The 15,944-nt window shown below is 34.9% G+C and carries 11 protein-coding genes; 2 read left to right on the plus strand and 9 right to left on the minus strand.

Annotation, left to right across the window (positions count from 1 at the left end; genetic code table 11):
* Window positions 1–153: 153 nt before the first annotated feature.
* Window positions 154–291 (plus strand): hypothetical protein, encoded by a 138-nt coding sequence (locus Q0951_RS02095; RefSeq protein ID WP_299333639.1) that lies wholly within the window; start codon window positions 154–156, stop codon window positions 289–291.
* 17 nt (window positions 292–308) lie between these two features.
* Here the strand turns inward: Q0951_RS02095 and Q0951_RS02100 are convergent, their stop codons facing one another.
* Window positions 309–1,004: a fibrobacter succinogenes major paralogous domain-containing protein gene (locus Q0951_RS02100; RefSeq protein WP_299333642.1), complete on the minus strand. Its 696-nt coding sequence runs from the start codon at window positions 1,002–1,004 to the stop codon at window positions 309–311.
* 175 nt (window positions 1,005–1,179) lie between these two features.
* Window positions 1,180–2,142, minus strand: a complete 963-nt coding sequence (locus Q0951_RS02105; protein ID WP_299333645.1) for an L-threonylcarbamoyladenylate synthase — start codon at window positions 2,140–2,142, stop codon at window positions 1,180–1,182.
* 106 nt (window positions 2,143–2,248) lie between these two features.
* Here Q0951_RS02105 and Q0951_RS02110 point away from each other — a divergent pair, with 106 nt between their 5' ends.
* On the plus strand, window positions 2,249–4,207 hold the full coding sequence (locus Q0951_RS02110; RefSeq protein ID WP_299333648.1) for a YgiQ family radical SAM protein: 1,959 nt from the start codon (window positions 2,249–2,251) through the stop codon (window positions 4,205–4,207).
* Window positions 4,208–4,216: 9 nt separating this feature from the next.
* Here Q0951_RS02110 and Q0951_RS02115 read toward each other — a convergent pair whose 3' ends face one another.
* The 7 genes from Q0951_RS02115 to Q0951_RS02145 all read right to left on the minus strand — a co-directional run bounded on the left by Q0951_RS02115 (window position 4,217) and on the right by Q0951_RS02145 (window position 15,944).
* Window positions 4,217–7,582, minus strand: coding sequence for a DEAD/DEAH box helicase (locus Q0951_RS02115; RefSeq protein ID WP_299333651.1), 3,366 nt, complete (start codon window positions 7,580–7,582; stop codon window positions 4,217–4,219).
* Entirely contained in the window at window positions 7,566–7,973 is a 408-nt protein-coding gene (locus Q0951_RS02120; protein WP_299333654.1) for a (deoxy)nucleoside triphosphate pyrophosphohydrolase, read from the minus strand. Before Q0951_RS02120 ends, Q0951_RS02115 begins: the two co-directional genes overlap by 17 nt.
* Window positions 7,974–7,983: 10 nt before the next feature.
* On the minus strand, window positions 7,984–10,848 hold the full coding sequence (polA, locus tag Q0951_RS02125; protein WP_299333657.1) for a DNA polymerase I: 2,865 nt from the start codon (window positions 10,846–10,848) through the stop codon (window positions 7,984–7,986).
* Window positions 10,849–10,991: 143 nt separating this feature from the next.
* Window positions 10,992–11,531, minus strand: coding sequence for a cupin domain-containing protein (locus Q0951_RS02130; protein ID WP_299333659.1), 540 nt, complete (start codon window positions 11,529–11,531; stop codon window positions 10,992–10,994).
* Window positions 11,532–11,650: 119 nt separating this feature from the next.
* Window positions 11,651–13,921, minus strand: a complete 2,271-nt coding sequence (locus Q0951_RS02135; RefSeq protein ID WP_299333662.1) for a hypothetical protein — start codon at window positions 13,919–13,921, stop codon at window positions 11,651–11,653.
* A gap of 56 nt (window positions 13,922–13,977) precedes the next feature.
* Window positions 13,978–14,772, minus strand: a complete 795-nt coding sequence (locus tag Q0951_RS02140) for a T9SS type A sorting domain-containing protein (RefSeq protein ID WP_299333665.1) — start codon at window positions 14,770–14,772, stop codon at window positions 13,978–13,980.
* A 14-nt stretch (window positions 14,773–14,786) separates the two neighbouring features.
* Complete coding sequence (locus Q0951_RS02145; RefSeq protein WP_299333668.1) at window positions 14,787–15,944, minus strand: hemagglutinin protein; 1,158 nt, start codon at window positions 15,942–15,944, stop codon at window positions 14,787–14,789.

Genomic DNA, 15,944 nt, shown 5'->3' on the forward strand with positions numbered 1-15,944 from the left:
TAAACTTTCTCTCTCGAAAAGAGTTTGCAAATTTACGATTAAATATTTGATTACCAAATCCTATTTATGCATAATTTTAAGTATTGTATAAATTAGTTTTGTTTTCCTATTCCCTTGGCGATTAAGGAATTCGTTAAATTTTTCTGAAACATCATGTTAGACTCTAACAATCTGTCTAATTTGAAGTCTTTACAACACGAACTCATCAATCAAATTAATGGGTATGTTCTTATTAATCAGAAACCTGAAAACACATTTTTAATTAAAGCAACCTATCGCTTTGTACTTTAAATTGAGATCAATGGCAATTAATCAAGTACACATCGACAAGGTAGTCCATCGTTTTTAGATGCTGTACCAGTAGAAGTTTCAGTACCTGAAGACACTTTTAAATAATTAGCTCGAGTATCATCATTGCTGTCTTCTGTGGAAGTAAAAAACCATACATTTTCTCCCATTCCTAAGAACCCACCAAAAATATCTCTATTTCCTGATGGAACAACAGAAAGTCCACTACTATTGGATGCATTGTCAGGGGAATTATTCCAACCCGTTGTAAATTTCATAGCCTCACCAGCAATAGAAGCTCCTCCAAGATTGTTTACAAGGGTATTCCACTCATTAGAAGATGCTACATGCCATCCTTCAGGGCATAATTGTTCTGTTTCTATGGCAAACCAATTGTAGAGTTTTCCATGAGCAACCCCAAGTGTAATATCATTATTGTAATAGGACCAAGCACCTTCAGTAGTATTGACCCATTCTGTTTGATCTGTAATGTTTGGTATCATAGAGCCGTCATTATATTTAGAAACGTCTAAATTCTGAACAGTCCAACATTGTCCATCAATATTAACAGTGCTATAGGTATTGCCATCTACATCAACAATGGAGTCACCACAAGACCAGGCATTTGTAGTATTATTGTCGTCACTATCACTACATGAAAATAAAGCTAAAGTAGCCATAAAAATGATTGTGAAATATACGGTTTGAGTTTTCATAGTGTGGGGATTTTAAGTTTTAATATTTGCTAAATATAAAAAAAATGATAACTCATGTATTAATAAGCAGGTTATATTTAGGTATTACATCTTTAAATGGTAAGATATAATCACTTAATAGCTGTCTGCACTTCGGCATTTAACCTTTTGTAGTTAGTTTTTTGAAAGACAAAGACTAACTACTAACAGTAGCACGCTGAAGCCTATCATTAATCGATGTTCCTAATCCAACATCAGGACAACGTTCAGCAATGATGATGTCTAAATCTTGCTTGTCTAATTGGTGTAAAGCATCATAAAGTTTTGACGCAGCTTCTGATAAATCGTTAGCTTCAGATAATACAATTTGAAATGTAATCGCATCGTGTTTATGAGCGTTCTGAAATGCTAAAACACCAATACGTTTATCTTGATGTAATTCAATAGCTTCGGAAATATCAGTCGTCAAGATGGTTAAGGTTGAAGGTGCATAATGTCTGTCAAGCATACCAGGTGCATCTGGCGCAATCTCTTTCTTATTTTTAATGTCAACAGGACCAACAATCGCTTCAATGGCTTCAATGGAAGTGGATCCTAAACGATAGATAACGGGCTCATCGCCTTCAAAACCAATAATTGTAGATTCAATACCGCGTTGACAAGGGCCACCATCTAAAACCATTTGAATTTTTTCTTTGAAATAGTCGTCGACGTGTTGTGCAGTCGTCGGACTGATACTTCCAAACGGATTGGCGCTTGGTGCAGCCAACGGAAAATCTAAAGCTTCCAGTAATTCTAATGTGGTTGGGTGATTTGGCACGCGAACAGCAACCGTATCTTTTCCAGCAGTGATCAAATCAGGGATTCTGGAATTCTTCTTTAGAACCAAAGTCAGAGGTCCAGGCCAAAACGCATCAGCAAGTTGTGTTGCTTTTTCAGGAACATAACTCACAATATTTTCTAACGCTTCAACAGATGGGATATGTACAATCAACGGATTAAAAAACGGACGTTGTTTCGTCTCAAATATACATTTGATCGCTTTTTCAGAATAGATATTTCCTGCTAATCCATAGACCGTTTCGGTTGGAATAGCGACCAATTCTTCCGCAGTTAATAAGTCGGCAGCTTTTGATATGTCTTTTGAAATGATACTCATATAAGGTTACAATGTGCAATATTACTTCAAAAAATTAATATAAGTCATATGTTGATATCTCTGATATTGCTAGAAGCACAGCAATTTTAGTTACTTTTGCAAAGGTATGAGTGAATTAAGACTTTCAGATTGGTTGCCTACTACGAATAAAGAGGTTAAAATTCGTGGATGGGATGCGCTAGATGTTATTTTGTTTAGTGGTGATGCCTATGTAGATCATCCAACCTTTGGTCCTGCCGTTATCGGACGACTACTTGAAAGTATGGGATTACGTGTGGCTATTGTTCCGCAACCTAATGTGAATGACAATCTTCAGGATTTTGTAAAACTTGGTGCACCAAAATTATTTTTCGGTGTGACTGGAGGCTGTATGGATCCTATGATTAGCAATTATAACGCTAATAAAAAGCGTCGTGATAAAGATGCGTATACACCAAATGGTGATATCGGATTTCGACCTGATTATGCTACTACAGTATATTCCAATATTTTAAAAGACAAATGGCCTGATGTGCCTGTGCTGCTGGGTGGAATTGAAGCCTCATTACGTCGTGTGACGCATTACGATTATTGGAGTGACAAATTAATGCCTACCATTTTAGAAAGCTCGAAAGCCGATTTGTTAGTGTATGGTATGGGAGAACAGCCTTTAAGAGAGGTTGTTCGTTTAATGCAGAAAGGGGTACCGTTTTCGAGCATTACTACAGTGAAGCAAACTGCTGTGCTTTTAGATAGAGATGCTAAAATTCCGAAGAATAGTAATTGGGATGATGTGGAAATTGCATCACATGAAGTGTGCTTAAAAGACAAGAAAAAATACGCGTCTAACTTTAAAATCATTGAGCAGGAATCTAATAAATTGGCAGCGCGACGTATTTTTCAAAACGTTGGAGATAGAACCTTGATGATTAACCCGCCGTATCCAACCATGACTGAGAAAGAAATTGATGCCTCTTTCGATTTACCTTACACACGATTACCACATCCAAAATATAACAAGCGTGGACCAATTCCTGCTTATGAAATGATTAAGACTTCTATCAACATTCATCGTGGATGTTTTGGAGGTTGTAGTTTTTGTACTATTTCGGCACATCAAGGAAAATTTATAGCAAGTCGTAGTAAAGAATCGATATTAAAAGAAGTTGATAAAGTGGCGAATATGCCAGATTTTAAAGGCTATTTATCTGACATTGGTGGACCAAGTGCTAACATGTATCAAATGAAAGGGAAAGTCCAATCTATTTGCGACAAGTGTGTGGCGCCTAGTTGTATTTCGCCAGTGATTTGTAGTAATCTAGATACGTCGCACAAACCCTTAACCGAATTGTATCAGGCTGTTGATAGTCATCCGAAAGTCAAGAAATCCTTTATTGGTTCTGGAATTCGTCATGACATGCTCGTGCCCGAATTTAATAAAAATGCAGATCCAAAAGAATTAGATGATTACACCGAAGAAGTGATGACCAAGCATGTGTCTGGGCGACTCAAAGTAGCGCCAGAACATACGAGTGATCCTGTATTGAAACTTATGCGGAAACCATCGTTTTCGTATTTCCATAAATTTAAAGAGCGCTTTGACCGAATTAATATTAAGAAAGGCTTAAAACTACAATTGATACCTTATTTTATTTCCAATCATCCAGCCTGTGAAGTGGAAGATATGGCCAATCTCGCTGCCGAAACCAAAGATATGGGCTTTCAGTTAGAGCAGGTACAAGGGTTTACACCAACACCTATGACGGTTGCGACGGTGATTTATTACAGTGGCTATCATCCATATACTTTAAAAAAGGTCAATACGCCAAAAACACGTAAAGAAAAAGATGAGCAACATCGTTTTTTCTTCTGGTATAAAAATGAAAACAAGGCCTGGATTAAAAAGACCTTAAATAAACTCGGTCGTCAAGATCTGTTGGATGTTTTATTACCTAAGAAAGACGAAAAGTGGCGCAAGAACAAACCGAAAGGTGAAGCTAAAAACACCTTTAATGATGCGGTGCCTTTTAATCAGCGGAAGACTAAGGTGACGTTTAAGAAGGGGAAGAATAAAAAAAGACGATAATTATTTTAATTAATTTTCTAAAACTTTTACAAATTCTCCAATGACTCTCATTTCTTTACTGTTTTCTTTATCAAGAATTATACTTTCAAAACTTTTATCATAAGAGTTAGGTTTCAACATTATAGAATTATGCTGATAGCCTTCTTCTGTTACAGTTTTATCACTTACATATGTTTTCACAGTAAATGCTGAATTGAAATCTGGGTCATAAGTATCTCTGTTTTCTATGAGAAGAATTTTACCGCTACGAGAACCTGCATAATACTTTTTGAATATACAAATTGAATTATTGGGAATTACCTTATTCATTGATTCGCCAATTACTTTACAAGCAAAATAATCGTCATTAGCATATCTTTCAGGAACATTTATTAGCTCATATTCTTTTTCATCTTGCATTTCACTGAAGCTTCCAGCAGCTGCGTAAAAGTCGTATAAAGGAATTCTGAATTTAGTTGTTTCTTCAACATTCTCTGTTAATTGTATTTCAGACTTAAGATTTATTTGAGGTAGTTTTTCTCTATTAACAGCAGTTATATAATTATATAAATCATCTTTAACCGGTTGTTCTAATTGAAATTTAAAATGAACGACTGGTTTGCCAGACTCAGGCATTTCTGCTTCTTGGATTGAATTTTTTATTATTGATGCGTCACCCATGTAATAAAAGTCTGTACCTTCAGCATCTTCTTTTTTTACAAAAAGTAATATGCGTTTAGAATTAATTACATTTTGAATCTCAGGACTATTTAATTTTCTATTAGACCTAGATTCCCAGGCAAAAATTGAAGGTGAAATAAAATGGTCGTTGTATTTAATAGTATCATCAATGTCATCTGACTTATGATAAGTTACAAAACAGGGAGTTACTTCATTTCTGGTTCTGTAACCGTAAACTGTGCTGCTGATATCATTCTCCCAGTTCAATAATCTACAAACATCTTTTCGACTATATTTATTAAAAAGCAATAGGCCGTCTTTATAATTTTTTTTGTTAAAAGTACTGTCGAAGGTATATATTGAATAATTTATTGAATCAAGTAGAAAATCTTTGAAGATATCATTTTCAAGTAATTTTATAAATTCATGATGGAATTTGAAAGAATTATTTTCCAAGTAGATAACTTTCTTTTCCTTTCTAATAAAACTAAAATTAATATTAGAAATACTAGATTCTATAGTTTCTGTACTTGGAGTGTAATTATACTTTTTAAAAATTAATTCATTAAGTTGAGAAATGCTTAATTCATTATCGCTTAATAATTCCTTTAAAATTAAACTTTCTTCGATTCTTTTAGAATTGTTTATTTCCATTGAAAAAAGTTCTAATAAACTTGATAAATTTTTATCTAAAACTTTATCAAAAGTATTATCAACTTTATTAATAAAATTAAAATAAGACTTTGAATAATCAACGAATGAGAATGGGTCTCTTGCATTATTTTTAACAAAATCCATCATCATTGGTATTCGACCAAGTCTACTCTTTAAATTATTATAGTCAATCTTTAGGTCTGTAAGCAATTGCATGTTAGCAGAATCAATTGAAGTGTATATTCTTTCTTTTGTAATTTCATCAAAGTTAATAGTGGATTCGCCGGGTATCATGCTACTGCCTTCAGAAATTAACTTTCTTATTTTGTCCTTATTGAAGGAAGTATCTCCATATAAGGCAATAGGAATCAGATAATTGTTTTTGTAATTACCAATAAAATCAATGACTGTTAAATAGTGTTTTTCATTAGTTTTTCTCAATCCTCTTCCTAATTGCTGAATGAAAATAATAGCAGATTGTGTTGGACGTATCATTACAACTTGATTAATTTTAGGAATATCTATTCCTTCATTAAATATATCAACAGTAAATATGTAGTCTAATTTTATTGATAAGTTGTTACTCTCTAATTTTTCAATGGCTAATGCTCTTTCTTCTTCTGAACTGTCTCCAGTCAAAGCAACAGTATTGTAACCTCTTTGATTAAATTTATCAGATAATTCTTTTGCTTCTGCTTTTTTTGAACAAAAAATCAAACCTCTGGTTATCCCATTATCGGAACCATAAAATTCAATTTTTTCAATGATTTTTTTTACTCTTTCGTCAGCAGTTAATAACCTAAAGTCAGATTCATTTTCAAGTATTTCATCATTAACAGATAAATCTGTAACACCATAGTAGTGAAAAGGAATAAGCATGTCTTCTTCCATAGCTTTACTTAATCTAATTTCATAAGCTATGTTGTGGTCAAATAGGCTATAAATATCATTTCCATCAGTTCTGTCAGGTGTTGCAGTCATGCCAAGAAGAAACTTTGGTTGGAAATAATCTATTAATCGAATGTATGATTCAGCTCCAGAGCGATGAGATTCATCGATAATGATATAGTCAAAACAAGCTCTGTCAAATTGTTTTAAATGAGTTGATTTAGATATTGTTTGAACGGTAGAAAAAACAAAGTCACAATCTAATTCTCTTTTGTTACCAGAGTACAAACCCATTGTTTTTGTGTTACCAAAAATTATTTGGAACGTCTCCATTGCTTTTTTTGCAATGTTTAATCTATGGACTACAAATAAAAGTTTTTTAGGATTAAATGCTTTTGCATCAAAAGCGGCTAAAAATGTTTTTCCTGTACCTGTTGCAGAAATTATTAAAGCTTTGTTATTATTTACCCTTATTACCTCTAAGTTTTTCAATGCTTCACTTTGCATTGAGTTAGGAGTTATTTCTAAAGGAAGCTCTTCAGATAATTCTTCCTGACTTTTTCTGTAAACGAGATATTGCTTTTTATAAACTTCTTCATATTTTTTTATGTAAGCTTCATTTACAATTTCTCCAACACTAAAATCACTCTCAAATTCATTGATTACTTTATTTACAATCGAACTAGAGTTTCTAGCCGAAACTTTCATGTTCCATTCTTTATTTGTCGATAATGCTGATGAGGTTAAATTACTACTTCCAACAATTAAATTATAATATTCAGAATGTTTAAAAATGTAACCTTTAGAATGTGAATTTTCTTTTGTTATTATTTTTAATTCAATGTTTTTGAATTGTGATAATCTTTTTAAAGCTTCAGGCTGTGTAAAATTAAGATATTGGGAAACAAGAATTTTACCTTTTATTCCATTTTCGTCAAGACTTTTGAAAGTATTTATTAAAGTAGCTACACCATTTGTGGTAACAAAAGCAACAGATATGTAAAAGCTTTCACAGGTTTCTAATTCCTTTATAATTGTGGATAGTACTTTTTTTCTTGGTATTTTCCTATTAACAAGTAATTCAGGTTGAAATAGAGAATCTGATTCTAATGACTTATCAACGAATCCTGTTAGTATACTATCTTTAAAATTATCGTTAAACGATTTCTCCATCCTCAATTAATCTATTTACTATTGGAATATCTGCCTCAGCCCAATCAAGTTTACTTAAGTCCTTTATTGTTAGCCATTCAGACGATATGTGTTCATTTAATTGAATGTCTTTAGTTTTAGCATAACATTTAAAGCAATGCATAGTTAATTCAAAGTCAGGATACCTATGAACAACTGTTAGAAATAAATCGCCAATTGCAGTAGGAACAAAATTCAGCTCTTCAATTAATTCTCTTTTTAAAGCATCTTTTTTAGATTCTTCTTTTTCAATCTTACCTCCTGGGAATTCGAATTTTTCCGAAATATATGTCAACTTGTTTTTAGGTCTTTGAACACATAAAATTTCATTTCCAAAATATATTATTCCAGCAACAACTTCTATTTTTTTCATAATCGAAATCTTAATGCGCCTCCAACCAGTTATCACCAATATCTAAATCGACATCTAGAGGGACTTCTAGTTTATAGGCATTTTCCATTTCCGTTTTGATAAGCGATTTCATGGTTTCTAGTTCTGGTTTATAGATATCAAATACCAATTCATCATGCACTTGTAACAGCATTTTTGATTTGTAATTGCCTTCCTGTAGCTTATCATAAATCTTAATCATGGCAATTTTAATGATATCAGCTGCGCTACCTTGTATTGGTGCATTGACCGCATTTCGCTCGGCAGCGCCTCTAACCACTGCATTACGAGAATTGATATCTTTTAAATAACGTCGTCGTCCTAAAACGGTTTGTACATAACCGTTATCTCTGGCAAAATCGACTTGCTCATGAATGTAACTGCGCAATTTCGGATAGGTGGCATAATAGGTGTCAATAAGCTCTTTGGATTCAGAACGTGATAAGTTGGTTTGGTTGCTTAATCCAAATGCAGATACACCATAGATGATTCCGAAGTTAACCGTTTTGGCATTACTACGTTGCTCACGAGTGACTTCAGAAATAGGAACATTAAAGACTTTAGAAGCAGTAGAGGCGTGAATATCTTCACCATTCTTAAAGGCTTCAATCATGGTTTCTTCTTTACTCAATGCTGCTATAATACGCAGTTCTATTTGTGAATAATCGGCAGCGAGTAAAGTGTAGTCGTCGTTTCTCGGCACAAAGGCTTTACGCACTTGTCGTCCACGCTCAGTACGAATTGGAATGTTCTGCAAATTCGGATTATTACTACTGAGTCGTCCTGTAGCTGCAACGGTTTGCATATAATCGGTATGCACACGTCCTGTAGATTCATCGACCTGTTGAGGTAAAGCATCTACATAAGTACTCTTCAGTTTTGCTAGTCCGCGATATTCCAAAATATTACGAATAATCTCATGGTCTTTTGCTAAATAGCTTAAGACATCTTCCGAAGTAGAGTATTGACCAGTTTTTGTCTTTTTGGGTTTGTCTACCAATTTCATTTTTTCAAACAAAATGATTCCCATTTGTTTCGGTGAAGCAATATTGAATTCTTCACCTGCAGCTTCGTAGATTTTTTGTTCAAGACTAGCAATGTCTGAATTGAGCTGTTCAGATAAGGAATTTAAAAAGTCTTTATCCAAATTGATACCTTCTAATTCCATGGCTGCTAATACACGAAGCAGTGGGATTTCAATCTCGTCAAATAATTTTTTGGTATTGGCTTCTCCGAGTTCCTTTTCGAAATGTTCTTTTAATTGAAGCGTGATGTCTGCATCTTCAACAGCATATTCAGTTTGTTTCTCGAGTGGAACGTCGCGCATGGAGAGCTGATTCTTTCCTTTTTTACCAATCAATTCCGTAATAGAAATTGGTGTATAGTTCAAATAGGTTTCTGCCAACACATCCATATTATGTCGCATGTCTGGATTAATCAAATAATGCGCTAACATGGTATCAAAAAGTTTGCCTTTGACCTCAACATTGTATTTAGCAAGAACTTTAATATCGTATTTTAAATTCTGACCGATTTTTTCAATGGCTTCATTTTCAAAGAATGGACGTAAGACTTCAATAAGCTCTTGTGCTTCGTTTTTATCTTGCGGAAATGGGATGTAAAAGCCTTTGCCAGCTTCCCATGAAAACGCTATGCCAACGAGTTCAGCGGTTAACGGATTTAATCCAGTGGTTTCCGTATCGAAACATACCGACGTTTGATGCATTAGGTTCTTGACAAACAATTTTGTGGCCATTCCGGAAGCCACACTTTGATAAAAGTGCGATGTGGTTTCGGCCGTTTTTCTAGTATATTCTGAAACGGTTTCAGAAGCATCTGAAGGGTCGCCTCCAAAAAGCGAGAATTGTCCAGCTCCAGCTGATTTAGCATCCTTAGCTTTAGCGCTGGATGTTTTTTGTTCTTTTGGTGTCGGTTTATTGTTATTATTAGCTGTCGCTTCAGGTGTTTCAGTTTCCGAAGGGAATGCTTTTAAGAAGTTATCAGTGAGTCGTCTAAATTCTAATTCCTGAAAGATCTCCTTTACTTTTTCTACATCTGGATGGTTTAATTCAAAATCGGTGGCATCAAACGTTACAGGCACATCCAACATGATCTTGGCTAACTTTTTAGACAATCGTCCAAGATCGGCATTGGCTTCTACTTTTTCTTTCATTTTACCTTTGAGCTGGTCTGTATTGGCAAGCAAACCTTCCATACTACCAAATTGCTTAATGAATTTTTTAGCTGTTTTTTCACCTACGCCTGGAAGTCCTGGAATATTATCTGAAGCATCTCCCATCATGCCTAAAAAGTCAATGACCTGATCAGGTGTTTCGACTTCGAATTTTTTCTGAACTTCAGGAATTCCCCAGGTTTCATAGCCACCACCAAAGACAGGTCTGTATATGAAAATATTATCAGTTACCAGTTGTGCAAAATCCTTATCAGGAGTTACCATGTAGGTCTTGTAACCTTCTTTTTCTGCCTGACGAGACAATGTCCCAATAACATCGTCGGCCTCATAACCTTCCTTTACCATAATAGGAATATGCATGGCTTTTAGAATATTGTAGATGTGCGGAATGGCTGTTCTAATCCCTTCAGGAGTTTCATCGCGATTGGCTTTATACGCTTCAAATAGTTCCACACGATCTGCACTTCCGCCTTTATCAAAACAAACGGCTAAATGATCAGGACGTTCACGTTTTATGACATCCAATAAAGAATTCATAAAGCCCATGATGGCTGAAGTGTCTTCGCCTTTGGAGTTAATTCTAGGGTTTTTTATAAAGGCATAATATCCACGAAAGATAAGAGCATAAGCATCTACGAGGAATAAACGTTTTTGGTCTGACATTGTTATCAAATTTTGAAGTTTATAAAACTACAAAACTTAAGACTTCAAACGAAGTATAAGCGCTTTAAAAAATTAACAAAAAAGAAAAGCCGCTCCCCACGAACGGCTTTTCTACTCAAAAACATAGTTATTACTAAATTTAACTATACTATAAATGTGATACCATATTTGCCACATATTTCGGCTACTTTGTTAAAATCTGGAGGGCCTTGAGGCAATTTGTGAAGCTCATTAAACATAAACTCTATTCCAGCAGGAAAGGCAGTAGTTATCATTTGTGCTTTTTCAACACCTACGACTTTCCATGAATGTGGTATGTTTTTAGGAGCAAAGGCTGTGTCGCCAGCTTCTAAAACAGTGATTTTATTATCTATCATTAGTTCAATTTGTCCTTTTATAACTCTAAAAATTTCATCCTCTTTCGTATGAACATGAGGTGGTATTCCAACACCTGGTTCTACGTTATCTACCCATTCTACAATTTGATTATTGGTGTCACTTCCAACTAACTTATGCGTTTGTATATCACCAATTACATTGAGTAATTTCCCGTCATTTTTTCTAATAATCTTTGGTTTTAAATCTTTTAAAAATGTTGTTATAGTTCTGGCAAATGTGTTTTGCGGTATTAATGATAAGATCCCTAATCCGGTTAATGATTTAATAAAATGTTGTCTCTTCATAATTTTAAAATTTTAATGTGCTTACAAGGCTAATTTTTGGTTTACTTTTTTCAGTTCTTGAATAGAAAGTCAATACCAACTTTTCTACTCAAAGCATAGTTAGCACTAAATTTGACTAGTTATCTAATGCGTTCAACTTCGAAGGACGTTCTTGTATTATTACTAGTTATGGTCATGGCGCCATTGACAAAGACATAAATTTCAACGTAATCATTTGCAGAGAGCTCTTGGATTGAACTCACTGATAGATTGAGTATTCCAGAGCCACTATGATTTTCTTGAGTAGTTTTAACGATTACTCCATTGACTCGTATTTGAATTCCAAAAACAGAGGTCGATGTATTTGTTAAATCACATAGGCTTGCATCTATTCTGTAGTATCCTGCTTGAGTTACTTCGAAACGATCAAGTGTTGTATTGAAATTGGAGTTGGTGTCAAATTCTACAGTATCAAAGTTTACTTTATTACTTGCACCTATTATTGCTGGTACCTGATCTGCCGACATACGTATTTTCGCAAGCGCAAAATTATTCACATTAAAAGAGAGGTTTGAAAGGTCTACCGTTTGAACAGGTTGACCATCGTCTTCTATTGAAATTCCAATGGTATCACCAATAAGTCCGAAAGTGTCTACTGTTTGATCGTCAGTTCCTATTCCATCGCCTACACTATTTTGAAACGTTATATTTCCAGCGCCATCGGTTGTCATAACTTGGCCAGACGTTCCATCTAATATAGGTAAGACATAACCTGATAGTATTGGATTTCCTATTTGAAGTTCGCCATTAACACGTAACATGTTACCAATAGTTGTATTATCGGAACCGAAATCGCCATAGATTAATGCATTATCTTCATTTGCATCTGAATTTTCAATAAAAAGCTTGTTATTAACAACAGCTTGATTAAAACCTGAATTTGCTCCCAAAAACACGTTGCCTGTACCTCTAGCTTGCCAACCAGCATAAAATCCTACAGCTGTATTATTATCTCCTGTATCATTTGCTAACAATGCATTTCTCCCAATAGCCGTATTATTTATGCCAGTAGTATTGCCACCTGCACTTAGATAACCAATGGCTGTATTGCTATTCGCAATATTTGCTGAAAGACTTCCCCAACCAACAGCCACGTTTAAAGTGCCTGAAATATTTGAGGTTAGTGCGTCATAACCAATACCTACATTAAAATTATTAGAGCTGTCATCTGAAGCACCAGCATTCAAGCCAAAGAAAATTGAAGAACCATCGTCTGTTCCATCACTATCTGATTTAGCATCTATTAAATCGTCAATTTTTTCGACTCCTGTTGGAATAGAAGTAAAACTTAGTTGTCCGAAACCATCTGTAGTGATGACTTGATTTGTTGATCCATCTTGTGTTGGCATGACATAGCGATCAATACCTTCGGTTCCAAAAGAGACACGGCCTCTGAAGTAAGCAGCAAAACCAGATACGTTTCTTACGTCACTAAATATGCCATAGTGAGTTCCTCCAGCAGTACTACTAATATCTACAAAATAACCGTATTTATTACCAGACCCTAAACCTGCGAGTTCGGTTCTAACACCATAATGTTGACTATTTCCATTAGATCTTATATTATTATTAATGCCATGCACTGTGCCAGTAATACTCCAAGCAGCAGGCATGTTATTATCTAAGCCAAATACAGTGCCATTACCACCTTCAAATCGATTATACACCCCTTTCTTATTACCATTAGGAGCGCTTAAATCAAATTCATTATATAACCCTACTTTTTCTCCCGTACCATTATTAATAAAGAAATTTTCAAATCCGTAATGTGCTGCGTTATGAGTACCACTATTGATATTATAAAAGTTCGAAAAACGAATGGCGTTTGAAATAGTAGATTGGTTATAAATTCCATAGCCTATTTTTCCTGCATCACTTCCTGAATGTAAAAGCTCAAGACCTGTAAAGTTTGAACTTAAATCACTTGTTACTCTAAGGCTTGAGGTATTTGTAGCACTAACACTCCCAATTTGGACTTGGCCAAGGGTGTAAATATTGTCGGTAATGTTATTTGCTGGTGCTCCTGTTCCAGATCCTAGCCAATCTGTATCTTGAATTCCTTGAATGTTTACCCAAGATGTCGTTCCATTATTCCAATAATAAAAGCCTTTTGCAGGAACTCCATTTCCTGTAACAAATACCATCATTCCATCTTGATCTGTTCCAGGATTTGTGCTTGGGAAATTATCTATTTTCGGAATCAGTAAACCGTCTGTATTTGAAGGGTTAGTCATATCACTTGAAGCGACATCTAGACTAGCCTTAGGTTCGGTTGTCCCTATACCTACTTGAGCTGACACCCAATGTATAGCAAAAGAAAATATAATCACAAATAGTAATTTAGTCTTCATTTTTATAGTTTTTGAGAGTTTAAATGTTCAGATTCTTCAAATCATTATGTTAGGGTTTAATGTTTAATAATAGTTTTCGTTATTTGAGTATCTTCTGTACTTATCTTTAGGATATACATACCATTAGGTAAATTATTAACAGGGATTGTACTTTTCATTGAGAACGAAAGTACTTTCTTCCCCAAGACATCATAGAGGTCGATACTTGTAATCTGTTTTGAAGATTTAATTGAGATGTAGTCTTTAGCTGGATTTGGATACACAAGAATAGTATTACTCCCATTTTCAATTTCTGGACTGCTTAGCGTTTCCAAAGAAAAACTGTCTTGACCAGAAATGAGTCCGCCAAAATAATTTTGTGTTGAGGTATTATCAATATTAGCATTAAAGAAGCCATCAACAACGCCACCTAAACCAATGGCAATAGGATCTGTATTACTTAAAATTTCTAAAAGACCAGAATCAGGCATATTTGTTAATTCAAAACTTAGGAGTGTAATGCTCGAACCATCGGCATGTGAGAGTATGGTTTGACCTGGAGGTAAATTCATAGCAAATGCATCACGAGAACCATCACCTAATCCAAGACCAGACAATTGGGCTGCAGAGACTTCGGTTAGTGACCATGGACGGCCATTAAAGCTTGTAAGGTTGCTAATATTAACGTCACCAGCAGGTAGCATAAGTGCAAAACCTACATCGGAAATATCTACATTGCTTGCATTAAAATTTGGAACTGCTATGACAGAAAAACTATATCCGCCATCATGCACCAAACCAAATTGATAGTTCTGAGACCAGGTAAGTGATGAGAACATTAAAAATAAAAGAAAAGTGTAAATATGTTTCATAGTATACATGAGATTTAATTATTTGGAAGTTGTTCGGTTATTATAAATGTGGATAAGCCAAGAAAGTTTCCTGGATGACTAAGTATGTTGTCTTTAATTGGGTTACTGTCATTTGGAGCTCCTGAAAATCGAGCTGTACCATTAAGGTCAATATCACCATTGAGGTATCCTGAGGAAGAAAAGGTGATAAAATTTAAAACATTCAGAGGATCAGACAGAATAGAATCTTTAATGGCGTTGGTATCGTTATTAGACCCTGAGAATTTTAAAGATTTATCGCTATTCACATCACCAGTCCATAGTGCCATTTTACCATTCCCTAAAGACACTCTTGCGTTTGAACCGTAGGTGTTAAAATTACTGCTGATGAAATTGGCGTCTCTGGTCTCTTGAGATAGAAATGTTGAACTTGCTGTCATGACGCCTAAGTGGTTGCGATGCCTTATCGCAACATAATATTCTCCTGGAGTAAACGGAATCACTAAATCAGAGACCCCATCGATATCTACCACATCACCATCACGTTGTAATAAAGCTGATTTTGAACTATCAATACTACTTGCGTCACTAAAGTTGCGAAGTTCTACAAATACCCAATCTACAATATCATCATTACTAAGTCCGTTGCCATTGCTTCCGCCAGTGTTAAAAACATCTGCCTGACAAGTTGTGCCATCACCATAAGGCGAAGTGGTTGGTAAATAATTGTTGATACGAAGATTATCTCGCATCAGATTGTTTTCTCCAGGGTTAGGATTAAAAGTAGCACCTTGTAAAATGACATTAATGGCCAATTTTATTCTTGGGAAGTCATCTAGAATAACTGGGTCTGCAATATTCGTGTCAAATCCATCACCCGCACCTCCTTGATATAGGATAGATAAATCTGTATTGTTAAGTGTTGTTTGAGCAAGACTTGAAAATGCAAACCCATCACCAGCACCTCCATTATATGCTACAGATAAATCTGTATTGTTAAGTGTTGTTTGAGCAAGACTTGAAAATGCAAACCCATCACCACCGCCTCCGTTATAAGCTACGGATAAATCTGTGTTGGTTAAGGTGGTTTGGGCTGTCCCATCATAGGCAAATCCATCACCAGCACCTCCATTGTATTGTGCGGTAGCTTTTAAGGAAAAAATAAAAATGAGTATGACTGCAATTTTTTTCAT

The organism is uncultured Psychroserpens sp., assembly GCF_947501425.1.
Lineage (GTDB): Bacteria > Bacteroidota > Bacteroidia > Flavobacteriales > Flavobacteriaceae > Psychroserpens.